The following is a 24,186-nucleotide window of genomic DNA, read 5'->3' on the forward strand; positions in this document are numbered from 1 at the left end:
GGGTCATCCGGCCCTGGGGACCAGGACGTTCTCGCTGCGCCGGCCCGCGATGTGGTCGAGGACGTTGCGGAGGGTGGTGTCCACGATCTGGCCGACGGCGTCCGCCGTGTAGTACGCCTGGTGGGAGGTGACCACCACGTTCGGGAAGGTGACCAGGCGGGCCAGGGTGTCGTCCTCGACCACCTCCAGGGACTTGTCGAGGAAGAACAGCCCGGCCTCCGCCTCGTACACGTCCAGGCCGACGCCGGTGAAGCGGCCGGCGCGCAGCTCGGCGACCAGGGCCTCGGTGTCCACGAGTCCGCCGCGGCTGGAGTTCACCAGGATGGCGTCGTCCCTCATCGCCTTCAGGGCGGCGGCGTCGACCACGTGCCGGGTGGCGGGGAGCAGCGGCACGTGGAGGCTGATCAGGTCCGACTCCGCGAAGAGCCGCTCCTTCTCCACGTACCGCATGCCGAGGTCCACGCAGGCCGGGTTCTCGGCGACGTCCCAGCCGAGGAGCTTCATGCCGAAGCCGTGGGCGATCCGGGTGAAGGCCTCGCCGATCTTGCCGGTGCCGAGGACGCCGACGGTCCGCCCCCGCAGGTCGCGGCCCATCAGTCCGTCGAGCCGGAAGTCGAAGTCGCGGGTCCGGTTGGACGCGCGGACGATCCGGCGGTTGACGGCCATGGCGAGGGTCCAGGCGAACTCCGCGACCGAGTACGGCGAGTAGTACGACACCCGGGCGACGGTGAGGCCCAGTCGCTCGGCGACCTCCAGGTCGATGTTGTTGAAGCCCGTGGAGCGCTGGGCGATCATCTGGGTGCCGCCGGCGGCGAGGGTCTGCAGGACGCGGTGGTCCAGGACGGCGTTGACGCTGGTGGAGACGATCTCGTAGCCGGCCGCGATGCGGGCGGTGTCCTCGGTGAGGAAGACGTCCAGGCAGTGCACGTCGTGGTGTCCCTCGAAGGCCCGCTCGATGAGGGGCCGCTCGTCCGCCTGCACGCCGAATGCCAGGATTTCCACGCATGCCCCTCGGTGCGGTGACGGGCCGGATGCCGGCGCCTGTGTCCTGCCAGCGCGAATATACGGCCCCCGGCCCGTCCCCGCCCGTCGGACGGGGCCAGGTGCCGTGCCGGGCGTCGCGGCCCCGGCCATGATCCGTCGGACGGACCTACGCGTCGTCGAGGCCGCGCTCGATGGCGTACCGGACGAGCTCCACCCGGTTGTGCAGCTGGAGCTTGCCGAGGGTGTTCTGCACGTGGTTCTGCACCGTGCGGTGCGAGATGACCAGACGCTCGGCGATCTGTTTGTAGCTGAGGCCCTTGGCGACGAGCCGCAGGACCTCGGTCTCGCGGTCGGTCAGCTGGGGGGCCTTCGGCTCGTCGCCGCCGGCGGCCGGGGCGGGCTCGGAGGCCAGCCGGCGGTACTCGCCGAGGACCAGCCCGGCCAGGCCGGGGGTGAAGACGGGGTCGCCGGCCGCCGTGCGCCGCACCGCGTCGATCAGCTCCTCCGTACTGGCGGACTTGAGGAGGTAGCCGGTGGCGCCGGACTTGACCGCCTCCAGGACGTCGGCGTGCTCGCCGCTCGCCGAGAGGACGAGGACCCTCAGCTCCGGCCGGGCGCCGACCAGCTCCTTGCAGACCTGGACGCCGGGCTTGACCGGCAGGTTCAGGTCCAGGACGAGGACGTCGGGGGCGGCCGCCGCCGCGCGCCGCACGGCCTGCTCGCCGTCGCCCGCGGTGGCGACCACGTCGAAGCCCGCCTCGGCGAGGTCGCGGGCGACCGCGTCCCGCCACATCGGGTGGTCGTCCACGACCATCACTCTGATCGGCTGCTCGTTCACTGCTTCTCCGCCTTCCCCCGTGGGACCTTCAACTCGACTTCCGTGCCCTGCCCGGGGACCGAGACGACCTCGGCGCTGCCGCCCAGGTCCCGCAGCCTCCCCCGGATGGAGAGGGCGACGCCCATCCGGCCCTCGCCCTCCGCCTGCGCGAGGCGACCCTCCGGGATGCCCGGTCCGTCGTCCCGGACGGTGACGATCACCTCGTCGGGCCAGTCCTCGATCAGGATCCAGGCGTGGGCACCCTCGCCCGCGTGCACCCTCACATTGTCCAGGGCGGCGCCGACGGCGGCGGCCAGCTCGCGGGCGGCGGGCGGCGGCAGGAGGACCGGCGCGCCCGGCTCGGAGAGGGTGACCCGGGCCCCGGCGCGCGGGGCGATCAGGACGCGCAGGTCGACGGGGGCGGACTCGTCGGGCTCGTCGTCCACCTCCACGACCCGGACCACGGCCCCCTCGGACTCGTCCTCGGAGACCAGGCTGGGCCGGGCGAGCCCGCCCGCCACCAGGGTGCGCAGGGCCACCTCCTGCTCGCCGGCCATCCTGCCCAGTTCGGCGGCCTCGCCGCCGAGGGCGGTGCCGCGCCGCTGCACCATCGCGAGGACCTGGAGGACGCTGTCGTGGATGTCGCGGGCGAGCCGCTCCCGCTCCCGGGTGGCGGCCTCGATCTCCAGGGCGCGGGCGAGGGTGCGCTCGGAGGCGCGGGCGACCTCGACGACGTATCCGATGGCGATGGAGGCGACCCAGACCAGGATCACGTTGTGGACGGTGTCCCGGGTGGGGTGGCCGCGCTCGACGATGTTGGCGACGGCGACGAGGGAGGAGGCGAAGCCGGCCCAGCGCCAGCCGCCCTTGATGGCGAACGCGAGGACGGACCCCGCGGTCCATATGGAGGGCAGGGTGGGGCCGTCGATCGTCTGGGCGTGGGCGTCGGCGAGCGGGGTGAGGAGGATGCCGGTGAGGGCGACGGTGAGGTCGGCGCCGAGGAAGCGCCTGGTGCAGCCGGCCGCGTTCGCCACCCTGGGGAGGGTGGCGAGGGTCCAGACGCACATCACCGCCAGGTAGACGACGCCGATCCAGGGCCGCTCGTACCGGTCCCGGCCGGTGACGAAGATCAGGACCGCGTAGACCATGGTCAGGACGCGGTAGCCGGTCAGGGCCCGCCACAGCGGCTGCTCGACCGACATGCGTACGACGCGCTCGCGCTTGACCATCTCTCCCCCACCCCCGTCGCCCCGGCGGGGCGGTTCTCCCTGCTCGCGCTCCCTGCTCGCTCCCGCGCGCTTACGCCCCCGACTCCTCGCGGGCGGCGATCTCGGCCTTCACCGCCTCCTTGGCGGCCTTCTCCGCCTCCGCGATCTGCCGCTTGGCGGCGGTGGCGTAGATGTCGACGTACTCCTGGCCGGACAGCTTCATGATCTCGTACATGACCTCGTCGGTCACCGAGCGGAGGATGAAGCGGTCCCCCTCCATGCCCTGGTAGCGGGTGAAGTCCAGCGGCTTGCCGATCCGGATCCCCGGGCGCATCAGCTTGGGGACGAGCTTGCCGGGCGGCTGGATCTTCTCGGTGTCGATCATGGCGACCGGGATCACGGGCGCGCCGGTGGCCAGGGCGACCCGGGCCAGGCCGCCGGGCTTGCCCCGGTAGAGGCGCCCGTCCGGCGAGCGGGTGCCCTCGGGGTAGATGCCGAAGAGGCCGCCGCCCTCGATGACCTCGATGCCGGCCCTGATGGCGGCCTCGCCGGCGCCCCGGGCGCCCGAGCGGTCCACCGGGAGCTGGCCGACGCCCTTGAAGAAGGCGGCGGTGAGCTTGCCCTTCACGCCGGGGGTGGTGAAGTACTCGGCCTTGGCGATGAAGGTGACCTTGCGGTCGAGCACGGCCGGCAGGAAGAAGGAGTCCGAGAAGGACAGGTGGTTGCTCGCCAGGATGGCGGGCCCGTCGGCGGGAACGTTCTCCAGGCCCTCCACCCAGGGCCGGAAGGCGAGCTTCAGGGACCCGCCGAGGGAGAACTTCATTGCGCCGTAGATCAACTCGCCATGCCTTCCGTGTGCCGTAGGGCCCCGACTTTATCCCGTACCGGCGTACGCCCCCCGCTACGGCCCTGGTCGGTGTCGGTCCGGTCGCGTACGGTGAAGTCCCTTCCCCATTTTCCGTCGCTTCGGCGCACCGGAGGCGCACCCAGGGCGCATCCGGGGACGCGTCCGGGGGCGAACGCGAAGCCGAGCGAACAGGAGACCTTGGTGCCGGTCCTTCCCGGAGCCGAGCCGTACCGCCATGAGGGCGGAGAGGTCGGCGTCCTCCTCTGTCACGGATTCACCGGTTCCCCGCAGTCGATGCGGCCGTGGGCCGAGTACCTGGCCGAACGCGGCCTGTCGGTGTCGGTGCCGCTGCTGCCGGGGCACGGCACCCGCTGGCAGGACATGCGGATCACCACCTGGCACGACTGGTACGCCGAGGTGGACCGGGCGCTGCGCGAGCTGCGGGAGCGGTGCTCGACCGTCTTCGTCTTCGGCCTCTCCATGGGCGGGGCGCTCGCACTGCGGCTCGCGGCCCGGCACGGGGACGCGGTGCGGGGGCTCGTCCTGGTCAACCCGGGGAACAAGGTGCACGGCGTGGCCGCGCACGCGCTGCCGGTCGTCCGGCACCTGGTCCCCACCACGAAGGGCGTGGCCAACGACATCGCCAAGGAGGGCGTGACGGAGGTCGGCTACGACCGGGTGCCGCTGCACGCGGCGCACTCCCTGCGCCGGTTCTTCCGTACGGTGGACGGGGAGCTGCCGCAGGTCACGCAGCCCCTCGTGCTGCTGCACAGCCCGCAGGACCACGTGGTGCCCCCGGCCGACTCGGCCAGGATCCTGAGCCGGGTCTCCTCGACGGACGTCCGGGAGGTCCTGCTGGAACAGAGCTACCACGTGGCGACGTTGGACCATGACGCGGAGCGGATCTTCGACGAGAGCTGGGCCTTCGTCGAGCGTCTCGCCCCGGAACGGGTCGGCGGGAAGGGGAGCAGGAGCGGTGGCTGAGCAGCAGGACGGCGGAGACCGGGATCCGCAGCCCATCGACGAGGAGGCGGCCTGGGCCGCGATCGTCGCGGGGTACGGCGAGGAGCCCGCGGACCCTCCGGGGACGAAGCCGTTCCGGCCGATCGAGAACCTGTCCCTGCCGGAGCCGGAGGACCTCGACGGGGACGGCGACGGGACCGGGGCCGGTTCGGGGGGCGCGCCCGCGCCGAAGGCGGCCGGGAAGCCGGACGCGGCCTGGAAGCCGAGGACGGCCGGAAGGCCGGAGGCGGAGGACGGGCCGGGGAAGGACGGGCCCGCGAGCGGGAGCGGTGCGTCCGGGGGCAGTGGGTCCGGGAGCGGCGGGTCCGCGGCCGGCGGGAAGTCGGGGGCGGCGGAGGAGGCCGGGGCCGGCGAGGAGCCGGAGGCGGACGGGACCGGCGCCGGTCCGGAGAAGCCGGCGCTCGGCGGCTCGATCGTGTTCGCGCCCGGGGTGCGGCCCGCCGGCCCCCGGGACTACTCCCCCGCCGAGCCGGAGGACGGCCCGGCGGGCTCCGACGAGGGCCACTTCGTGCCGCCGGAGCCGCCCCCGCTGCCGGAGGCGGACGCGGCGGCCAAGTTCGCCTGGCTCGGCGTGGTCGGCGGCCCGGTGCTGCTTCTCGTGGCCGTCCTGCTCCAGTGGGACATGACGTGGTGGCTGACGACGCTCTGCGTGGGCGGCTTCCTGGGCGGCTTCGCGACCCTGGTCGCGCGCATGAAGCACGACGACGAGGACGACGACGGCTTCGACGATCCGGGCCGCGGGGCGGTCGTCTAGGGCCTGTCCGGCGGATCGGGGTCGGACAGGCCGCGGCGTCCGGTGCATGGGGCCTCCCCGGGCCCGCAAGGGCCCGGGGGAAGGCTCGCAAGGCGCCGAAACGGCCCGACGGCTCCGCCACCGACCCGCTCCGGCAACGCGGCGTGGGGGCACCTCCCGTGCCCGAAGGGCTACGGGGGGGGGAGCCGTGCCGGGCGTCGCGGCCCCGGCCATGACCCGCCGGACACGCCCTGGGTCACGGGCTCGGTGCGGCGGGCACCCGGACAGCCGCGAGGACCGGCAGGTGGTCGGTGGCGGCCCTCAGGTCGGCGGGGTCCAGGTCCGTCGGGACCCCGCAGCCGAGGAACTCGACGCCCGGGGTGGCCAGGACCGCGTCGATGCGCTGGTGGGGGTCCTCGGGGATCGAGGTGTACTCGCCGCCCCACGGGGCCTCGGCCCAGCCGTCCCTGAGCTTCCCGGTGAGCCGGGTGAAGGCGGGGCCGCCGGGCCGTTCGTTGAGGTCGCCGCCGACGAGGACGTGCGGGGTGCCGAGGGCGGCGACCCGGTCGAGGACCAGGCCGGCCTGGGCGTACCGCTCGTCCTTCCGCAGGCTCAGGTGGCAGCTGATCAGCCCGACCCGGGCCCCCGCGAAGCGGACGACCGCCGTCGCCAGGCCCCGGCGGTGCAGGCCCGGGGTGAGCGGGAGCAGCACGTCCTCGGTGCGTTCCACGGTGGCCCGCAGGGAGCAGAGCAGCAGGGGGCCCGCGGCGGTGGCGCCGCCGCTGAGGACGACGAGGTCGCTCTTGGCGGCGAGCCGGGCGGCGTGCTTGCGCCAGCGGAAGAAGCGCGGGGCCTCCTGGACGAAGACGACGTCCGGGGCGCAGGCCCGGACGACCCGGGCGAGGGCGTCCTCGTCGTCGCGCATCGAGCGGACGTTGTAGCTCAGGACCCGGAGGACGGCCGAACCGTCGTCCTCGGTGCGGGAGTTGGGCAGTTCGGTGATCGCCATGGGGGCCAACATACGACGACCGCCCGCCGGGTCCGAGGGGACGCGGCGGGCGGTCGTCGTATGGCTCCTCGCGGATGCTTCCGTACGGGTCAGCCCTGGCGGGCCAGGTCCGCGGCGCCGACCAGACCGGCCTTGTTGCCGAGCCGGGCGGCGAGGACCTGGGCGTGCGGGCGCCACTGGCCGCCGATCAGCCAGCGCCGGAAGGACTTGCGGATCGGGTCGAGGACGAGGTCGCCCTCGTCCGAGACGCCGCCGCCGACGATGAACGCCGAGGGGTCGAAGAGCGAGGCCAGGTCGGCGAGGCCGGCGCCGGCCCAGCGGGCCAGCTCCCGGAAGGAGTCGACGGCGACCGGGTCGCCGGCGCGGGCGGCCTGGCTGACGTGCCGGCCCTCGATGCCCTCGGGGGTGCCGTCGCCGAGGCTCAGCAGGACCTCGGCGTTCTCCGGGGTGGCGTTGGCGCGCTGCCGGGCGTACCGGACGAGGGCGCGGCCGGAGGCGTACTGCTCCCAGCAGCCCTGGCTGCCGCAGCCGCAGAGCAGGCCGTCGGGGACGACCCGGATGTGGCCGAATTCGGCGGCCACGCCGAAGCGGCCGCGGCGCAGCTTGTTGCCGATGATGATGCCGCCGCCGAGGCCGGTGCCGAGGGTGATGCAGATGACGTCCTCGTGGCCCTGGCCGGCGCCGAAGCGGTACTCGCCCCAGGCGGCGGCGTTGGCGTCGTTCTCCACGACGACGGGCAGGCCGACGCGCTGCTCGACCTTGTCCTTGAGCGGCTCGTGCCGCCAGTCGATGTTGGGCGCGAAGAGGACGGTGGCACGCTTGTCGTCCACGTAGCCGGCGGCACCGATGCCCACGGCCTCGATCGCGTGGCCCTTGCCGGCCTGGGAGACCGCGGTGCTGATCGCGTCGACGATGCCCTCGGGGGTCGGCGGGGTGGGCACCTTGTGGGTGTCGAGGATGTTGCCCTCCTCGTCGACCACGCCGGCCGCGATCTTCGTGCCGCCGATGTCGACGCCGATGGTGAGTCCCATGTGTCCCTCAGTTTTCGGTCGAGCCCCGCTAGGGCCCACCGTACCCGAGGGGGAGGGGCGTCCTGATCAATCCAGGTCGATGTGCTGGCCGGTTCCGGGCCCTTCGCCGTCCTCGCGGGGCGGCTTCGGTGCCTCGCGCGGGGGCTCTTCGGCGGGGGTGTCCTTCCGGGTCCAGCGGGTCTCGTGGCCCTCGACGGCGGAGCGGTAGGCGGCGAGGAGTTCGCCGCCGGCGGCGGCGAGGTGGTCGAAGACCTGCGGGTTGCGCTCGACGACGGGCTCGACGGCGGCCTTCGCCTGCTGGACGAGCTGCTGGACGGTCCGCGCGGCCTGCCCCGCGAGGAGCGGGTTCCCGAAGCCTTCGGAGACCTTGCCCGCGACGGCGTCGAAGAGCTTGCGGAACTCCTCGGCGGCCGGTCCCGGCCCGGCCCCGTGCTCGGCCCTGCGGCGGGCCTTCTCCGCCTCCAGGTCCTCGGCGCACGCCTTGGCCCAGGCGTCCGGATCGCTCATGGCGCACTCCTCAGTCGGCTGTACTTCGACGGTACACGGGCGTCATGACGTACGGGGCCAGAGTCCGGGGTCGGGGGTGAAGCGGACGCGGAGGTCGCCGTCCACGAGGCCGGCGCCGGTGACGGTGCAGCGGCGGAGGGCGCCGGGGAGGGGGAGGTTGCGGCGGAACGGGCCCGCGGCCAGGAGCAGCTCGTCGCCGCGCCGGACGAGGGAGAGCTCCTCCTTGGCGGCGCCGGGCAGGGTGACGTGCCAGACGAGGACGCCGTCCTCGTCGCGCCGGTCCTCGACGGTCCACTCGGGCACGGGCGCGGGCGCGGCACCGGTCCGGGCGGGGGCGAGGAGGGCGAGGTCGTCGGCGCCGCGCGGGGCGCGGCCGAGGTGCGGGAGCTCGTGGAGCGCGTCGCCGGCGCCGGCGCGGAGCTCCGCCAGGTGCCGGTGCTGCTCGGCGGTCAGTCCGGCGAGCCAGGGGTCCTCGGAGCCGGCGGGCAGGAGCCGGTTGGCGACGACGGCGTCGAGGGAGAGGCGGTGGAGGGCGAGGCCGAGGCGTGCGGTGCGCAGGGCGCGGGTGGCGGCGGGCCCGGGTTCGAGGACGAGCCGGACGGTGGTGGCGGGGTCCTCCACGACGGCCTGGACGGCGGCGAGTTCGGCCTCCCAGCGGGCGGTGGTCCCGTACAGCCACTGCGCGGGCATGGGGACCCCGGCGAGCTGGGCGAGCATCGGGCGCAGGGCGCGGGCGGCCTGCCGCTCCGGGGGCAGGAGCCGGTGCAGGTAGCGGCGGAGCTGCTCGGGCAGGGCGAGGAGGGCGAGGGCCTCGGGGAGCGGGGGCAGGTCCACGACGGCGAGTTCGTGGTCGCCCCCGGCGGCCTCGCGCAGGGCCCGCAGCAGGGCGAAGGGGCGGCTGCCGGGCAGTTCGGTCAGCTCGGCGTCCTCGAAGGGCGCGGCGCCGAGCAGGTCGAGGGCGGTGCCGGAGCGGGCCTGGAGGGCGAGGAACTCGCGGCGGAAGTCGGCGGCGGGCTCGGGCCGCAGCACCCGGAGGTCCCCGTGGCCCGCCGACCCTCCGGTGTCCTCGACGCCCTCCGCGTCCTCGGAGACGAGCAGCACCCGCCGCCCGGCCCGCGCCTCGGCGAGGGCGGTCGCGGCGGCCACGGTGGTGCGCCCGGCGCCGCCGAGGCCGGTGACAAGGATGATCCGCATGTGGAGGACGCTACCCGCCTCCGGCGGGGGCGGTCCCGGCGCCCCTGCCGGACGACCGGGCCCACTGGCCAGGGCCGTACCGCCGGAGCCGTACCCCGGAGAAGTCGTACCCCGCCCCGCCGCGCAGCGCCTACGCGCCGGATTCCACGCGCTTCTTCAGGCCCGCCAGGGCGCGGTCGATGATGACCTTCTCGGCCTTGCGCTTGATCATGCCGAGCATGGGGATCTTGACGTCGACGGTCAGCTGGTAGGTGACCTCGGTGCGCTTGCCGCCGTCGAGCGGGGCGAGGCGGTAGGAGCCGTCGAGGGAGCGGAGCATCTGGGACTTGACCAGGGTCCAGCTGACCTCGTGGGCGCCGGTCCAGGTGTACGCCAGGGTGTGGTCGTCCTTGATCGCGCCCGCGTCGAGAAGCAGCCGGACCTTCTCCGCGCGGCCGGCGGCGTCCTTCTCCAGGACCTCTGCCTCCTTCACCTCGCCCGTCCACTCGGGGTAGCGGGCGAAGTCGGCGATCACGCCCATGACGTCGGCCGGCGCCGCCTCGACGGTGATGCTCGAGCTGGTGTGTTCGGCCATCGCGGTGGCTCCTCCACTGTGCGGTCCGGCGGAAGTCAGGGGGGCACGGGCGTGCCGACGGCAGGCTATCGCGCCCCGGGCCCGGACCCGCCACGGGAAGGCCGGGGATCGCGCTCCGGGGCCTGGGAGATCACCACTCCAGGGCGAAGGGTCTGCCGGTGGAGGCGAAGTGCCCGACGTTGACGCACTCGGTCGCGCCGATCCGCATCCGCCGGGCCAGCGGCTGGTGGACGTGGCCGAAGAGGGCGTAGCGCGGCCGGGTGCGCCGGATCGCGTCCAACAGGGCCCGGCTGCCGCGCTCGAAGCGGCGGGCCACCGTGTCGTAGGTCAGGTCCGGCACCTCCGGCGGGATGTGGGAGCAGAGGACGTCGACCTCGCCGAGCGCCTCGACCTTCGCCGCGTACTCCTCGTCGGAGATCTCGTACGGCGTGCGCATCGGGGTGCGCAGGCCCCCGCCGACGAAGCCGACGACGAGGCCGCCGAGCTCGATCCGCTGCCCGTCGAGGACGGTCGTCCCGGGCCGGGCGAACTCGGGCCAGAAGCGGGGGATGTCCACGTTCCCGTAGGTGGCGTACGTGGGGGTGGGGAAGGCGGCGAAGAGTTCGGCGTACTGGCGGCGCACGGCGGCCTCGATGGCGGTGGTGCGGTCGATGCCCAGCTCGGCCCAGAGGCGGCGGCCCAGGTCGCGGGCCTCGTCGAAGCGGCGGGCGGTGCGCAGCTCGACGAGCAGGTGGGCGTTCTCGGTGCCGAAGAGGTCGGGGAAGATGCCCCGGCTGTGGTCGGCGTAGTCGAGGAAGAGGACCAGGTCCCCGAGGCATATCAGGGCGTCGGCGCCCTCCCCCGCACGGGCGAGGTCTCCGGCGTTGCCGTGCACGTCACTGACCACATGGACTCGCATGGAGCCACCTTAGGGGGCGCCCCGGGGGCCGGCCCGGGAATCGGGCGAAGGGCCGGCTCCAACCCCCCTACCTGCGGTTACTTCCGCGTCGGGAAACGGGTGGACTACTGTTCACGGAGCACCGCCACGCGTGTGTGACGCACGGAACATCTGGCCGGGACCCCCTATCGGGAACCATGTACTGGTGGGTAACGTCCGGGCGGTCCAGTCGTGCTCACCCCCACTGAGCACCTGACCGAACATGGACCGACCGGTGCATCACACAGAGCCGTGGCGCCGGCGCCCGATGAGGAGCAGCAGTCTTGCGCGAGTTCAGCCTTCCGGCCCTGTACGAGGTCCCCACGGACGGCAACCTGACGGATCTCATCCGCCGCAACGCCTCCCAGCACCCAGACGTCGCCGTGATGGGGCGCAAGATCGACGGCGTCTGGACGGACGTCACCGCCACCGAGTTCCTCGCCGAGGTCCGGGGGGTCGCCAAGGGCCTGATCGCCGCGGGGGTGGAGCCGGGCGACCGGGTCGCGCTGCTCTCCCGCACGCGCTACGAGTGGGTGCTCCTCGACTTCGCGATCTGGAGTGCGGGCGGCGTGACCGTGCCGGTGTACGAGACCAGCTCGCCGGAGCAGATCCAGTGGATCCTCGGCGACTCGGGCGCGGCCGCCGTCCTGGTGGAGAGCGCGGCGCACGAGGAGTCGGTGGCCTCGGTCCGTGCGGACCTGCCGGAGCTGAAGAGCGTGTGGCGGATCGAGGACGACGCCGTCGCGCGCCTCACCGCCGAGGGCGCCGGCGTCTCCGACGAGCTGCTCGACGCGCGCATGTCGGCGGCGAACGCGGACGACCCGGCGACGATCGTCTACACCTCGGGCACCACGGGCCGCCCCAAGGGCTGCGTCCTGACCCACCGGGCCTTCTTCGCCGAGTGCGGCAACGTGGTCGAGCGGCTGAAGCCCCTCTTCCGTACCGGCGAGTGCTCGGTGCTGCTCTTCCTGCCGGCCGCGCACGTCTTCGGGCGGCTCGTCGAGGTGGCGTCCGTGATGGCGCCGATCCGGCTGGGCTGCGTCCCGGACATCAAGAACCTCACGGACGAGCTGGCCTCGTTCCGGCCGACGCTGATCCTGGGCGTCCCCCGGGTCTTCGAGAAGGTCTACAACTCGGCGCGGGCGAAGGCGCAGGCCGACGGCAAGGGCAAGATCTTCGACCGGGCCGCGCAGACGGCCATCGCGTACAGCCGGGCGCTCGGCACCCCGCAGGGCCCGTCCCTCGGCCTGAGGCTGAAGCACAAGGTCTTCGACAAGCTGGTCTTCGGCAAGCTGCGGGCGGTGCTCGGCGGGCGCGGCGAGTACGCGATCTCGGGCGGCGCGCCGCTGGGCGAGCGGCTCGGCCACTTCTTCCGGGGCATCGGCTTCACCGTCCTGGAGGGCTACGGCCTGACGGAGTCGTGCGCGGCGACCGCGTTCAACCCGTGGGACCGGCAGAAGATCGGCACGGTCGGGCAGCCGCTGCCGGGCTCGGTGGTGCGGATCGCCGACGACGGCGAGGTGCTGCTGCACGGCGAGCACGTCTTCTCGCGGTACTGGAACAACGAGGCGGCGACGGCCGAGGCCCTCGCCGACGGCTGGTTCCACACGGGCGACATCGGCACGCTCGACGAGGACGGCTACCTGGCGATCACCGGCCGGAAGAAGGAGATCCTGGTGACGGCGGGCGGCAAGAACGTCGCCCCGGCGGTCATCGAGGACCGGATCCGGGCGCACGCGCTGGTCGCGGAGTGCATGGTGGTCGGCGACGGGCGCCCGTTCGTGGGCGCGCTCGTCACCCTGGACGAGGAGTTCCTCGGCCGCTGGGCGTCCGAGCACGGCAAGCCGGCCGGTGCGACGGCGGCGTCCCTGCGCGAGGACCCGGAGCTCCTGGCGGAGGTCCAGCGGGCGATCGACGACGGCAACGCGGCGGTGTCCAAGGCGGAGTCGGTCCGCAAGTTCCGTGTGCTGCCCGCCCAGTTCACGGAGGAGGCGGGGCACATCACCCCGTCCCTGAAGCTGAAGCGGAACGTGGTGGCGAAGGACTTCGCGGACGAGATCGAGGCGATCTACCGGGGCTGAGCCCGGTACGTACGTGAGGAGGCCCCGGACGATGCGTCCGGGGCCTCCTCACGTACGTACCGCTCAGAGCAGCTCGCGCAGCCGCTCCGCGAGCAGGTCCCAGCGCCACTTCTCCTCCACCCAGGCCCGGCCCCGCTCGCCCATGCGGGCGCGGAGTTCGGGGTCGAGGAGGAGGGCGGTGACGCGGTCGGCGGTCTCCTCCGGGGAGTCGCCGCGCACGACCCAGCCGGTCTCGCCGTCGAGGACGGCGTCGGGGGCGCCGCCGGAGTCGCCCGCGACGACGGGCAGGCCGGTGGCGGAGGCCTCCAGGTAGACGATGCCGAGGCCCTCGACGTCGAGGCCGCCGCGCCGGGTGCGGCAGGGCATGGCGAAGACGTCGCCGGCCCCGTAGTGGGCGGGCAGTTCGGCCCAGGGGACGGCGCCGGTGAAGCGTACGGATCCGGCCACGCCGGTCTCGGCGGCCAGGCGCCGCAGGTCCTTCTCGTACGGGCCGCCGCCGACGATCAGGAGGACGGCGTCGGGGACCCGGCGCAGGATGCCCGGCAGGGCCCTGATCAGGGTGTCCTGGCCCTTGCGCGGGACGAGCCGGGAGACGCAGACGACGACGGGGCGGTCGCTGAGCCCGAGGCGGGCGCGGACCTCGTCGCCGCCGGAGCCGGGGTGGAAGGTCTTCTCGTCCACGCCGGGCGGGAGCTGGACCATCCGGCCGGCGGCGGCGGGCGTGAGGGCCGAGGCGATCCGGGAGCGGGTGTACTCGCCGAGGTAGGTGATCGTGTCGGTGCCCTCGCCGATGCGGCGCAGCAACTGCCGGGCGGCGGGCAGTTGGGCCCAGCCCGCCTCGTGGCCGTGGGTGGTGGCGACCAGCCGCCGGGCGCCGGCCCGGCGCAGGGCGGGGGCCATCAGGCCGAGCGGGGCCGCGGCGCCGAACCACACGGACTCACAGCCGTGTTCGCGCAGCAGCGCGGTGGCGCGGGCGGTCACCCGGGGAGTGGGCAGCAGCATGGTGGTGCGGTCCCGGACGACGGTGAAGGGCTGTTCGGCGTCGAACGCGGCCGTCGCCTCGGCCCCTTCGCGGCCCCGCTTCCACGTGGAGGCGTAGACCACGACCTGCTGGGGGTCCAGGCGCAGGGCCATGTTGTGCAGGAAGGCCTGGATTCCCCCGGGACGCGGCGGGAAGTCGTTGGTTACGATCAGGGTCTTGTGCATCGTGGCCGACAGTACGCGATGGCACCCCCAGCCCGGCACCACCACTCCCCCGCGCGAGCGGGCCGACCCGACGAGGACGAGTCACGTGACGACGGGCGCGGCGGGGAAGGGATCGCGCGCGGGCCTGTGGCTCCCGGTCGGCCTCTGGGGGCTCACCCGGGTCCTGCTCCTGCTCTGCGTGTTCGACGTCGTGGAGGTCCCGGGGCCGGACATCGCGTACGACGTCGAGAACATCTACCGGGGCTGGTACGAGGTGCTGCGGGACGGCACGTACCCGCGGGACGACGTCACCTGGCAGTACCCGCCGGCGGCGGCGTTCGTGATGATCGCCCCCGACCTGCTGCCGTTCCTCGGCTACGCAGCCGCCTTCTTCGTCCTCGCCCTGCTCTGCGACGCGCTGGTCTTCGGCCTCCTCCTGTACACGGGCCGCCGGGCGGGCCGGACGTCCCGGGGCGCCTGGATCTGGCTGGCGGGCGTCGCGCTGCTCGGCCCGACCGCGTACGCCCGGTACGACGTGATGGTGACCGCCGTCGCGGTGGCGGGGCTCCTCGCGGCCGGCCGCAGTCCCCGGGTCCTCGGCGCGCTCGCCGGTTTCGGGGCGGTCCTGAAGGTGTGGCCGGCGCTGGTGCTCGTGGGCACCCCGAAGGGGCGGGCGACGCTCCGCTCCTGGTCGGCGGCGGCGGGCGCGGCGGCCGGAGTGCTGCTGCTGTGCGTGCTGTGGAAGCCGGGGGCGCTCTCCTTCCTCACCTTCCAACGGGACCGGGGCACCGAGGTGGAGTCGCTGGGCGCGACGGTCTTCCACGTGCTGCGGCACTTCGGCTGGGAGGGCGAGGTGCGGATGAACTACGGCTCGATGGAGTTCCTCGGCCCGTACGTGTCCGCGGTGTCGACGGCCGCGATGGCGGTGACGATCGGCGCCTTCGGCTGGCTGCTGCTGTGGCGGATCAGGGCGCGCCGGTTCGTCTCCTCGACGGTGGCGGACGCGGCCTTCGTGGCGGTGCTGCTCTTCACGCTGACGAGCCGGGTGCTCTCCCCGCAGTACATGCTGTGGCTGATCGGTCTGGCGGCGGTGTGCCTGGCCTTCCGGTCGAGCCGGATGGAGCGGCCCGCGCACCTGGTGGTCTGGGCGACGGCGGTGACGCAGTTCGAGTTCCCGGTGTGGTTCTGGCACGTGACGCGGAGCGATCCGCTGGGCATGGCGGTGCTCTTCACCCGCAACGGCCTGCTGGTCGCCGCCGCCGTCCTGGCCTGCCGGATCCTGTGGCACCAGACGGTCACGGAACCGCGCCTCACCACCGCGACCGTCCCCGCGCAGGCCTCCCGCCCGGACTCCGAGGGGGCCTTGTCGGGCTCGTCCCGCTGAGGGAGGACGCCCCTGCGACGGTGGTGCGCCGGACGGGCCTATCCGAGCTGCTCCCGCACGTACGTCCGCCAGGACTCGGTGAACTCCTCCGGGGTGGTGCCCAGGACGTCGTGGAGGGCGTTCTCCACCGCGCCCTCCCGGCCCGGGTGCGCGCCCACCGCACGGTAGAACGCGGTCAGTCTCTCCTCGCCCCAGCGCTCCGCGACCATCTCGCAGGCCAGCCAGCCGCCCTCGTAGGCCCGCGCCAGGGACTCCGCGTCCCCGCCGAAGGAGAAGTCGGCGTCCTCCGGGAGACGGACGGGCGGTTCGCCGCCCTGGACCGCGCGGCGCAGCTCGGGGGCGGCCTGTGCGGGGGTGCGGTCGGCGTCCCGGTAGGCGACCCAGTCCGCGAAGCCCTCGGAGAGCCAGATCGGGGTCGACGGGGTGGTGTGGGTGCGGGTGGCGACGTGGACGGTCTCGTGGGTGAGGACGAGCTGCCGGCCGAAGTCGCCGAGGACCCCGTACGCGTCGGGGTTGACGATCACCCGGTCGGCGGGCGCGTCCGCCCCGCCCTTGGTCTCGCCCGTGGTGACGGCCGCTATCCCCCGGTAGGAGTCCCCCGGCGCCCCGAGGAGCTGCCCCATGGCGTCCAGGGAGCCGGGCACGAGGACGACCACCCGGCGGGCCCAGTCCTCGGGCCAGACCCCTGCGACGGCGGGGACCGCCCGGTCGGCCGCCGCCGCGATCTCCCGGAGCCGCGCCCGGTCCCGGCCGGCGCCGAGGACCAGGGAGCGGGTGCCGTGGACGGCCGCGACGTCGCCCTGCTCCCACAGCTGCCGGGGCGCGCCCTCGGCGGGCCGCTCGCCGGTCACGTACCAGCGCCCGTTCCGCTCGGTGAGGTCCAGGACGCGGGCGCCGGTGACGGGCCGCCGGTCGTGGCCCCTGAGCCGGTGGCCCAGCTCGGCGCGGGCGGTGACCCGGTCGGGGCCGGTGCGCTCGACGCCGGTGACCCGGTACGACCAGTCGTCGAGCGGCACCGCGGCGAGCCGCCGGTAGACGGTGAGGGCGGTCGGCGCGTACGCGGGGTCGAGGGCGGCGCGGTAGGCGGGCTCGTCGCGGGCGAGGAGGGCCCTGGCGTGCGCGTCGAGGAGCGTCTGGATCTCCCGGGTGGTCGCGCGGCCGGGCCCGGTCTCCGCGCAGCCGACGAGGCCCGTCAGGGCGAGCAGCAGGGCCAGCAGGCAGAAGACCGCCGGCCGTCGCGCTCCGTACCCCTGCTCCGCCACGCCTCCGATCGTACGATCCGAACGGCGGGGACGGCTCCCGAGCCGACCGGGGGCCGGGCGGGACGGCCCTCGGAAGGGACCGGCCCGGGACGGACCGGCCCGGGGCGGTCGCGGCTCCCGGGACGGGCGGCGGGCCCCGGTCCGCCCGGCCCCCGGCGGCCGGGCCCGTGTCGTCCGGTTCAGGGCCGGGTCGCCCTCGCCGACCGCCTCAGACCCGGGTCACCGTCACGTGCGACATCATGTTCACCGGGTCGTAGCGGACCCGGGCGCCCGGGTAGGGGGCGTGGATGACCTGGCCGTTCCCGACGTAGATCGCCACGTGGCTGGCGTCGCTCCGGTACGTGACCAGGTCCCCCGGCCGCGCGTGCGAGAGCGGCACCCGGCGGCCCGCGTGCCGCTGGGCGGCGGAGGTGCGGGGCAGGCTGATCCCGGCCTGGCGGTAGGACCAGACCATCAGGCCCGAGCAGTCGAAGGCGGAGGGCCCGGTCGCCCCCCACACGTACGGCCTGCCGACCGCGCCGCGGGCGGCGGCCACGGCGGCGGCGACCCGCGAGGAGACCGGTCCGGCGTCCGCGGCGGCGGGCGCCGTCTCCCCGGCCGGTCCGCCGGGGGCGCCGCCGGCGTCCTCGCGGCCCCCGGTGCGGGAGGCGCGCTCCTCGAAGTCGGCGCGCTCCTCGGCGGTGAGGGAGGCGAGCACCCGGCGGGCCTCGGCGAGCTTCCCCTCGACGGTGCGCTTGTGGCGGGCGACCTCGGTCCGGCTGCGCTCCAGCTCGGCCAGGGCCGTGCGGGCCTCGCTCCGCCGCTGGCCCAACCGGCGCTGCTCCCGCTGGAGTTCGCCGAGCGCGGTGCTCTGCCGGGCGGTGAGCCGGTCGAGGGCGGAGGCTCGTTCGAGGTAGCTGTCGGGGTCGGAGGAGAGCAGCAGGGCGAGGGCGGGGTCGATGCCGCCGGAGCGGTACTGGGCCCCGGCGACCGAGCCGAGGACGCCCCGCATGCGGTTGACGCGCTCCTGCCCGCGGGCCAGGCCGTCGCGGGCCCGGGCGACCGTGCGGCGCAGCGCGTCCGCCTTCTCGTCCGCCTCGTTGTAGCTCTCCGTGGCCCGCTCGGCCTCCTCGAAGAGGCGGTCGACCCTGGTCCGGGCGGTCTCGGTTCCGGTTCCGGGGTCGGCGCTCGCGGGGACGGCCCCGAGGGACGCCGCCGCGGTGGCCGCGGCGGCGGCGGTGAGGACGGTGACCCGGGCGGGTCGGCGGTGGGACGCCACGGATCGCGCTCCGTTCGGCTCGACGCAGACTGGCGCGGCAGACAGTAGCCGCTGATCACTCTCCGTCCAACGAAGGCGCCGGGCACGCAAAGTGACGCCCCGCCGGAGACCACAGGTCACCGGCGGGGCGTCGAGTCAGCGTGCGTCGCGGGGAACCACCCGTTCGGGCGGCTTGCCGCGGCGGGTCGCGGGGGTCAGCCGCCGATGCGGACGCCGAACTGGAACGTGCCCATGTAGTCCATGGACTCGTAGCGGACGTTGGCGCCCGGCTTGGGGGCGTGCAGGATCGTGTTGTTGCCCGCGTACAGGCCCACGTGCGACAGGCCGTTGAAGAAGACCAGGTCGCCCGGCCGGAGCTGGCTGCGGCCGATCTTCGTGCCGTCGTTCTGCTGGGTGTAGGTGACGCGGCTGAGCTTGACGCCGGCCTTCCCGTAGGCCCACTGGGTCAGGCCGGAGCAGTCGAACGAGGTGGGACCCTCGTGACCGGAGACGTACGGGTACCCGACCCGGGTGGCGGCGGCGCTGAGCGCGGCGGCGCCGAGGCCGCTCGCGGGGACTTCGTTGCCCAGGTCGACGCGCTCGCCGGCGGCGCGGCTGGCGCGCTGCTCCTTCTCCTTCTCCTCCTGCTCCATCTTGGCCTTCTCGGCGGCCGTGAGGGTGTTGAGGAGCTTCTGGGCCTCGGCCAGCTTGCCCTGGTACTTCTGCTTCTTCTCGCCGAGGGTCTTGCGGACCCCGTCGAGGTCGGCGAGCTTCGCGGTGGCCTCGGCGCGCTGCTGGGCGAGGGTGCGCTGCTTGGCCTGGATCGCGGTGAGGACGTCGGCCTGCTGGGCGCTCAGCTGGTCGATCGCGGACGCCTTGTCGAGGTAGGTGTCCGGGTCGCCGGAGAGGAAGAGCTGGAGCGCCGGGTCGATGCCGCCGGAGCGGTACTGGGCGCTGGCGACCGAACCGATCTTGTCGCGCAGGGTGTTGAGGTCCTGCTGGCCGCGGGCCACCTTGTCCTGGAGCTCGCCGATCTCCTTCTGGAGCTTGCCCCGGCGCTCGTCGGCCTGGTTGTACTGCTCCGTGGCCTCCTCGGCCTCGTGGTGCAGCTCGTCCACCTTCGACTTGACTTCGTCGATCTTGGGCTTGGCGGGGGCCGCCTGGGCGCCGGACTGGGCGGTGAGGGCGACGGCTGCGGCCGCGGTCACGGTGAGCACGGTCACACGGGCGCGGCTCGGCTGCTTGGGTCGACGGTGGGACGCCACGAAGGCGAGCTCCTTCTTCCTCGAGCCGCCCGACCGGTCAGGGGCAGGCGGTTCCTCCGCCGTCACCCCGGATGGGCGATCAACCGCGCGAAGGTTCGAGGCCTGACCCTAGTGACCGAGTTGTGATCATTCAAATCCCACCGGAGAAAATCTCGCTCACGCACCACATTATTTACATACATCGCACGGGCAGTGAGGGGAGGTTGACGGACCGCCGTCCACAATCCGGGCATAAAGCGCAGGAGTTGCGAGAGGTCACGAGAGGCGCGAAAGCCGCTTCAGCAACAAGGCGGACGCGACCGGCCGTGCCCCCGCCTTCGCGACCCCGTCGGCCACCTCGCGGTCCGTGGAGACCACCACGACCGGCCGCCCCGGCGGCTCCGCCCGCACCAGCTGCCGGATCAACTCGTCGGCCGTCACACCGGGCTTGGAGAACAGCACCCGCACCCCGCGCGGCGGCGCGAGGAGCACCGGGGCCGCCAGCTCCGCCCCGTCGAAGACGCAGGTGACCTCGGCGCCCGAGCGGGCCGCGAGGGCCGAGAGCCCGCCGAGCAGCCGCAGCCGCTGCTTCTCCAGGGGCATCGTCGGATAGCCGGTCTTGGTGACGTTGTAGCCGTCGACGACCAGGTGCGTCTGCGGCAGCGACAGGAGCTGGTCGAGCAGCGCCGGGTCGGTCTCGGAGAGCGCCCGCGCCGCGATGTCCTTCGGCGACATCCGCCCCGGCTCCACCGCGTCCACGGTGTCCGCCGGATGCGTCGAGACGGGCGGCAGCGCCAGCTCGCGGCGCAGCCCCTGGGCCGCGTCGAGGACCGTGTCGAGCAGCAGCCGCAGCCGCATGTCCTCCACCGAGCGCCCCTCGCGGGCGCTCCTGCGGCTGGCCTCCAGGGCCGCCTCGACCTCGCCGAGCCGGGCCTTGAGCCGCCGGCTCTCGCTCTCGGCGGCCGACACCTGGGCCGCCGCCTCCGCCCGTACGGCCTCGATCTCGCCCCGGGCCTTGCGCAGCGCGGCCTCGCCCCGCTTCACGTCGCTCTGCGCGCTGCGCAGCTTGCGGTGGAGGGACTCGGCCTCCTTGCGGGCCGCGTCGAGGTCGTGCCGCAACTGCTCGGTCTCGCCGCGGGAGCGGTCCCGGGCGGCGGCCAGCTCCTCGCGCAGCCGCTCCAGTTCGCGCCGTCCGGCCTCGTCGGCCCGCTCGGCGTCGGCCCGCAGGGCCTCCTCGCCGGCGGCGGCGACCAGCTTGACCCAGCCGGGCGGGCGCAGCACGTAGGCGGCCGCCGCCACGTCGACGGGATCGGCGGCCGCGGGCGGGGCGCCGCCCTCGACGGCTCCGGCCAGCTCGGGCCGGCCCTGCTTGAACCGCTCGCCGATCCGCTGCCGGAAGAGCGGGTCGCTCTCCAGGGCGGCCGCCATCGCGGTGCCGGCGAACTTGGCCCGCCGGCTCGGGGTGAAGCGGGCGTACTGCCGCAGGGGCGCGGGCAGCTCCGCGACGGTCAGCCCGCCGAAGGCGTCGGCGACCAGCGCGACGACCCGCCGCCGTACGCCTTCCGGCAGTGGGTGGTCGAGCGTCTCGGCAGCGTCACCTGCCGCGCCGGCCGACTCTCCACCGTGCGCGGGCTGCTCCACGATCCGTCACCCCTATGTCGTCCGCGCCGTCCCTCAGGAGGCGGCGCCCGGCCTGTCCACCAGCTCGATCTGGTCCACCGCGTTGCACCACCGGCAGCGGACCGACTCGATGGTCTCACTGACCACCTGCCGCTCCTCGACCGTCGGCTCCCCGGCGAGGTCCAGATGGACGTACTCGACGACCTTGGACGAGCGGGTCACGTCGAAGCGGGTGAGGTTGCCGCAGAGCGTGCAGCGCCAGCGGGTCTCGGCGGTCGGCAGGGGAACCGTCGTCATCGAGCCGTCCTTCTTCCTGTTGCGTGGTACTCAGGTGCGGGAGCCGCGGTGCGCCGTCGAACTGCGGTCGTACTGCCCGCAACCCTACGGCCTCACGGCCCGGCGGGGGCACGGCGAGGCACTCTGTCCACTTCGCCACCGGTACGCCATGATCTGTCCGTGATCGATTGGCGAAGCGCGGCGACCGGCGCCCTGCGGGGCCTGCGCGGCGGGCCCGCGGTGACGTACGGACTGATCGCCGCCTGCTGCCTCCTCTTCGCGTTCAGCCCGGTCTCCGGTCTGAACCCGGCGCACGGCACGGGTGACGCGCTCCTGGCGGCCCAGGGCTCGTACTTCCGCCGCTGGGGGGTCGTCCCCGCCGAGCTGATGAGCGGCGAACCGCGCGCCCTGCTCACCCCGTTCACCGCGCTCTTCGTCCACGGCAGCTGGCTCCACCTGCTGGGGAACATGCTCTTCCTGTACGTCTTCGGCGCGATGGCCGAGGAGCGCATGGGCCGGTTCGCGTACGCCCTCTTCTACCTGGGCACCGGCTACCTCGCCCTCGCCGGGTACGCGGCGGCGCACGCCCACAGCGAGCAGACCCTCGTCGGGGCGTCGGGGGCGATCTCCGGGGTGCTCGGGGCCTTCCTCTTCCTCTTCCCGCGCTCCCGGGTCACCAGCCTGTTCCCCTTCCTCTTCTTCCTGCCGCTGCGCTTCCCCGCCTGGATCGTGCTGATCTTCTGGTTCACGCTCCAGTGGATGGCCGCGCGGGCGGCGGGCGCGGGCCCCGGCGTCGCCTATCTGGCCCACGTGGTGGGCTTCGCGATCGGCTTCCTCTACGCCTGGGTGCGCTACCGGGGTGGGGATAGAGTGAAAGCCCCAGCCGCGGCGACCGAGGGAGAAAGCCAGCCGTGATCACCGCGATCGTGCTCATCAAGACCAGCGTGGACCGCATCCCCGAGATCGCCGAGTCGATCGCGGCGCTCGACAGCGTCAGCGAGGTCTTCTCGGTGACCGGTACGTACGACCTGATCGCGATGGTCCGGGTGCCGCGCCACGACGACCTCGCGGACGTGATCCCCGGCAGCATCAGCAAGATCCCGGGCGTCGAGGCCACGGACACGCACGTGGCGTTCCGCACGTACTCGCAGCACGACCTGGAGGCGGCCTTCGCCATCGGTCTGGAGTCCTGAGGCTCCGTACGCGCACAGGGTGAAGGGGCCTCCCGGTCGGGAGGCCCCTTCACCCGTACGAGTGAGTGGTCAGCCGCGGTCGGGGACGCAGCGGCCGTCCTCGGTGCGGTACTTCCACCGGGCGCCGTCCCGGACGAGCTCCTTCACGGCGCGGACGAACCGCTCCACGTGCTCGTCGGGCGTCCCGGCGCCGAAGCTCACCCGGATGGCGTTGAGGGACCGCTCGCCGGGGGCCGCCTCGGGGGCGCCGCACTCGCCCGGGTCCCGCGGGTCGCTGCCGAGCAGGGTGCGGACCAGCGGGTGGGCGCAGAAGAGGCCGTCGCGGACGCCGATGCCGTACTCGGCGGAGAGCGCGGCGGCGAAGTGGGAGCTGTTCCAGCCCTCCACGACGAAGGAGATGACGCCGACGCGCGGGGCTTCGTCACCGAAGAGCGAGAGGACCCGGACCTCGGGGACCTCGGCCAGGCCCGCGCGGACCGTGTCGATCAGGTGCCGCTCGCGGGCGACGAGGGCGTCGAAGCCGGCCTCGGTGAGGGCCTTGCAGGCGGAGGCGATCGCGTAGACCCCGATGACGTTCGGGGAACCGGCCTCGTGCCGGGCCGCGGTGGTGTGCCACTCCACGTCCACACCACCGTCGGCCCGGCGCGCCACCTTGCGGGAGGCGCCGCCGCCCGCGAGGTAGGGCTGGGAGTCCTGGAGCCAGTCGGCGCGGCCGGCGAGGACGCCGGAGCCGAAGGGCGCGTACAGCTTGTGCCCGGAGAAGGCGACCCAGTCCACGTCGAGGTCGGCCACGGAGACCGGGTGGTGGGGCGCGAGCTGGGCGGCGTCGAGCACGATCCGGGCGCCGTGGGCGTGCGCGGCGGCGGCCAGCTCCTTCACCGGCCACAGCTCGCCGGTGACGTTGGAGGCGCCGGTGACGCAGACCAGGGCCGGGCCGTACGGGTCGCGGTCCGCGAGGGCCCGCTCCAGGGTCTCGACGGCCCGGGCCGGGGTGCGGGGCGCGTCGAGGTAGGTGACCCGGGCGTCGCGCCACGGCAGCAGGGAGGCGTGGTGCTCGGTCTCGAAGACGAAGACCTCGCAGCCGGCCGGGATCGCGGCGGCGAGCAGGTTGAGCGAGTCGGTGGTGGAGCGGGTGAAGACGACCTGGTCGCCGGGGCGGCAGTCGAGGAACTCGGCGACGGTGGCGCGGCTGTTCTCGAAGAGGTCGGTGGAGAGCTGGGAGAGGTACCCGGCGCCGCGGTGGACGCTGCCGTAGTACGGGGCGTACGCGGCGACGTCGTCCCAGACCCGCTGGAGGGCGGGGGCGCTGGCCGCGTAGTCGAGCGCCGCGTAGGTCACCTCGCCGCCGGTGACGAGCGGGACGGTCACGTCCCGGCCGAGGACGGGCAGCGGGGCGGCGCAGCAGGGGTCGGCGGACTCGGTGGCGACGGTCTCGACGGCCTCGGCGACGGCGGTGGCGGCAGCGGCGGTGGCGTCAGGGCGTGCGGACATGGCGGTATCTCCCGGCGGGCGGTGCGGAATGGCTTCGGTGATCCCGTACGCGGCCGGACACGGCGGGGTACGAGTGAGGCCTCGGAAGACATGGGGGTACGCGGAAGGGACCCTGATCCGAGGGTGAAGAAGGGGCGGACTCGCCCTATCGCATTCGCTTGCTCACGGAAAAAGCTCCTCGAGAGACCAGGACCCCTGGTGTTCGAGGGGTCCGCGCTTGCCGTAGACCTCGCTGCCTACGGCCTGGTCATCACCCGGGGCACCCCGCCACGGACGGAGGGTTGCCGGACAGCAAGCCGGGGCCAAAACGCTGTCACTCGTGACCTGAAGAGCATCCTGCCACAGGAACGCCGATGCGCAAGACCCCGGT

Annotated in this window: 23 protein-coding genes and 1 riboswitch; of the genes, 6 read left to right on the top strand and 17 right to left on the bottom strand. The window is 74.1% G+C overall.

Annotated features, from left to right (window positions below; all coding sequences use genetic code 11):
• Positions 1-3: 3 nt before the first annotated feature.
• The 4 genes from CP977_RS09550 to CP977_RS09565 form a co-directional block, all read right to left on the bottom strand.
• Positions 4-1,002 (bottom strand): 2-hydroxyacid dehydrogenase, encoded by a 999-nt coding sequence (locus tag CP977_RS09550; protein ID WP_062756438.1) that lies wholly within the window; start codon positions 1,000-1,002, stop codon positions 4-6.
• 148 nt (positions 1,003-1,150) lie between these two features.
• Complete coding sequence (locus CP977_RS09555; protein ID WP_062757137.1) at positions 1,151-1,798, bottom strand: response regulator; 648 nt, start codon at positions 1,796-1,798, stop codon at positions 1,151-1,153.
• A 20-nt stretch (positions 1,799-1,818) separates the two neighbouring features.
• Entirely contained in the window at positions 1,819-3,030 is a 1,212-nt protein-coding gene (macS, locus tag CP977_RS09560) for a MacS family sensor histidine kinase (RefSeq protein ID WP_062756433.1), read from the bottom strand.
• A 70-nt stretch (positions 3,031-3,100) separates the two neighbouring features.
• Positions 3,101-3,832 carry a lysophospholipid acyltransferase family protein gene (locus tag CP977_RS09565; RefSeq protein WP_030205630.1) on the bottom strand — a complete coding sequence of 244 codons (732 nt, stop codon included), beginning with the start codon at positions 3,830-3,832 and terminating at the stop codon, positions 3,101-3,103.
• A gap of 225 nt (positions 3,833-4,057) precedes the next feature.
• Here CP977_RS09565 and CP977_RS09570 point away from each other — a divergent pair, with 225 nt between their 5' ends.
• Positions 4,058-4,840, top strand: coding sequence for an alpha/beta hydrolase (locus tag CP977_RS09570; protein WP_062756431.1), 783 nt, complete (start codon positions 4,058-4,060; stop codon positions 4,838-4,840).
• Positions 4,833-5,633: a hypothetical protein gene (locus tag CP977_RS09575; RefSeq protein ID WP_062756429.1), complete on the top strand. Its 801-nt coding sequence runs from the start codon at positions 4,833-4,835 to the stop codon at positions 5,631-5,633. Before CP977_RS09570 ends, CP977_RS09575 begins: the two co-directional genes overlap by 8 nt.
• A gap of 235 nt (positions 5,634-5,868) precedes the next feature.
• Here the strand turns inward: CP977_RS09575 and CP977_RS09580 are convergent, their stop codons facing one another.
• From CP977_RS09580 to CP977_RS09605, 6 genes are all read right to left on the bottom strand, one after another.
• On the bottom strand, positions 5,869-6,621 hold the full coding sequence (locus CP977_RS09580; protein WP_062756425.1) for an endonuclease/exonuclease/phosphatase family protein: 753 nt from the start codon (positions 6,619-6,621) through the stop codon (positions 5,869-5,871).
• An 89-nt stretch (positions 6,622-6,710) separates the two neighbouring features.
• Positions 6,711-7,652 carry an ROK family glucokinase gene (locus tag CP977_RS09585; protein ID WP_062756424.1) on the bottom strand — a complete coding sequence of 314 codons (942 nt, stop codon included), beginning with the start codon at positions 7,650-7,652 and terminating at the stop codon, positions 6,711-6,713.
• A 66-nt stretch (positions 7,653-7,718) separates the two neighbouring features.
• Positions 7,719-8,159, bottom strand: coding sequence for a DUF5304 domain-containing protein (locus CP977_RS09590; RefSeq protein WP_062756423.1), 441 nt, complete (start codon positions 8,157-8,159; stop codon positions 7,719-7,721).
• Between the two features lie 42 nt (positions 8,160-8,201).
• Positions 8,202-9,353: an ArsA family ATPase gene (locus tag CP977_RS09595; protein WP_062756421.1), complete on the bottom strand. Its 1,152-nt coding sequence runs from the start codon at positions 9,351-9,353 to the stop codon at positions 8,202-8,204.
• Positions 9,354-9,483: 130 nt separating this feature from the next.
• On the bottom strand, positions 9,484-9,927 hold the full coding sequence (locus CP977_RS09600; protein WP_062756419.1) for an SRPBCC family protein: 444 nt from the start codon (positions 9,925-9,927) through the stop codon (positions 9,484-9,486).
• Positions 9,928-10,057: 130 nt separating this feature from the next.
• The gene (locus tag CP977_RS09605; protein WP_079131238.1) at positions 10,058-10,825 is read right to left on the bottom strand and encodes a metallophosphoesterase family protein; all 768 of its coding nucleotides are present in this window, start codon (positions 10,823-10,825) and stop codon (positions 10,058-10,060) included.
• Between the two features lie 302 nt (positions 10,826-11,127).
• Here CP977_RS09605 and CP977_RS09610 point away from each other — a divergent pair, with 302 nt between their 5' ends.
• Complete coding sequence (locus tag CP977_RS09610; protein ID WP_062756415.1) at positions 11,128-12,924, top strand: AMP-dependent synthetase/ligase; 1,797 nt, start codon at positions 11,128-11,130, stop codon at positions 12,922-12,924.
• Positions 12,925-12,987: 63 nt separating this feature from the next.
• On the opposite strand, the gene CP977_RS09615 is transcribed toward CP977_RS09610, so the two are convergent.
• Positions 12,988-14,130, bottom strand: coding sequence for a glycosyltransferase family 4 protein (locus tag CP977_RS09615; RefSeq protein WP_109185767.1), 1,143 nt, complete (start codon positions 14,128-14,130; stop codon positions 12,988-12,990).
• 85 nt (positions 14,131-14,215) lie between these two features.
• On the opposite strand from CP977_RS09615, the gene CP977_RS09620 reads away from it, so the two are divergent.
• Entirely contained in the window at positions 14,216-15,493 is a 1,278-nt protein-coding gene (locus tag CP977_RS09620; RefSeq protein WP_062756411.1) for a glycosyltransferase family 87 protein, read from the top strand.
• Positions 15,494-15,531: 38 nt separating this feature from the next.
• On the opposite strand, the gene CP977_RS09625 is transcribed toward CP977_RS09620, so the two are convergent.
• From CP977_RS09625 to CP977_RS09645, 5 genes are all read right to left on the bottom strand, one after another.
• Entirely contained in the window at positions 15,532-16,755 is a 1,224-nt protein-coding gene (locus CP977_RS09625; protein ID WP_183953179.1) for a hypothetical protein, read from the bottom strand.
• A 208-nt stretch (positions 16,756-16,963) separates the two neighbouring features.
• Positions 16,964-18,013, bottom strand: a complete 1,050-nt coding sequence (locus CP977_RS09630; protein WP_152369913.1) for a C40 family peptidase — start codon at positions 18,011-18,013, stop codon at positions 16,964-16,966.
• Between the two features lie 194 nt (positions 18,014-18,207).
• A complete protein-coding gene (locus tag CP977_RS09635) occupies positions 18,208-19,257 on the bottom strand; it encodes a C40 family peptidase (protein WP_062756410.1) in 1,050 nt (349 codons plus the stop codon).
• A 255-nt stretch (positions 19,258-19,512) separates the two neighbouring features.
• Positions 19,513-20,877: an NYN domain-containing protein gene (locus CP977_RS09640; RefSeq protein ID WP_109185769.1), complete on the bottom strand. Its 1,365-nt coding sequence runs from the start codon at positions 20,875-20,877 to the stop codon at positions 19,513-19,515.
• Between the two features lie 33 nt (positions 20,878-20,910).
• A complete protein-coding gene (locus tag CP977_RS09645) occupies positions 20,911-21,153 on the bottom strand; it encodes a hypothetical protein (RefSeq protein ID WP_015033005.1) in 243 nt (80 codons plus the stop codon).
• Positions 21,154-21,312: 159 nt separating this feature from the next.
• On the opposite strand from CP977_RS09645, the gene CP977_RS09650 reads away from it, so the two are divergent.
• The gene (locus tag CP977_RS09650; protein ID WP_152369914.1) at positions 21,313-22,047 is read left to right on the top strand and encodes a rhomboid family intramembrane serine protease; all 735 of its coding nucleotides are present in this window, start codon (positions 21,313-21,315) and stop codon (positions 22,045-22,047) included.
• Complete coding sequence (locus CP977_RS09655; protein WP_030205672.1) at positions 22,044-22,325, top strand: Lrp/AsnC family transcriptional regulator; 282 nt, start codon at positions 22,044-22,046, stop codon at positions 22,323-22,325. The genes CP977_RS09650 and CP977_RS09655 overlap by 4 nt, the downstream gene beginning before the upstream one ends.
• Before the next feature lie 69 nt (positions 22,326-22,394).
• On the opposite strand, the gene CP977_RS09660 is transcribed toward CP977_RS09655, so the two are convergent.
• Positions 22,395-23,816, bottom strand: coding sequence for an aminotransferase class V-fold PLP-dependent enzyme (locus CP977_RS09660; RefSeq protein WP_062756405.1), 1,422 nt, complete (start codon positions 23,814-23,816; stop codon positions 22,395-22,397).
• Positions 23,817-24,024: 208 nt separating this feature from the next.
• Positions 24,025-24,141: riboswitch (SAM riboswitch) on the bottom strand.
• Between the last annotated feature and the right edge of the window lie 45 nt (positions 24,142-24,186).

It is taken from the genome of Streptomyces cinereoruber (assembly GCF_009299385.1).
In the GTDB taxonomy this organism is placed as follows: Bacteria; Actinomycetota; Actinomycetes; order Streptomycetales; family Streptomycetaceae; genus Streptomyces; species Streptomyces bikiniensis.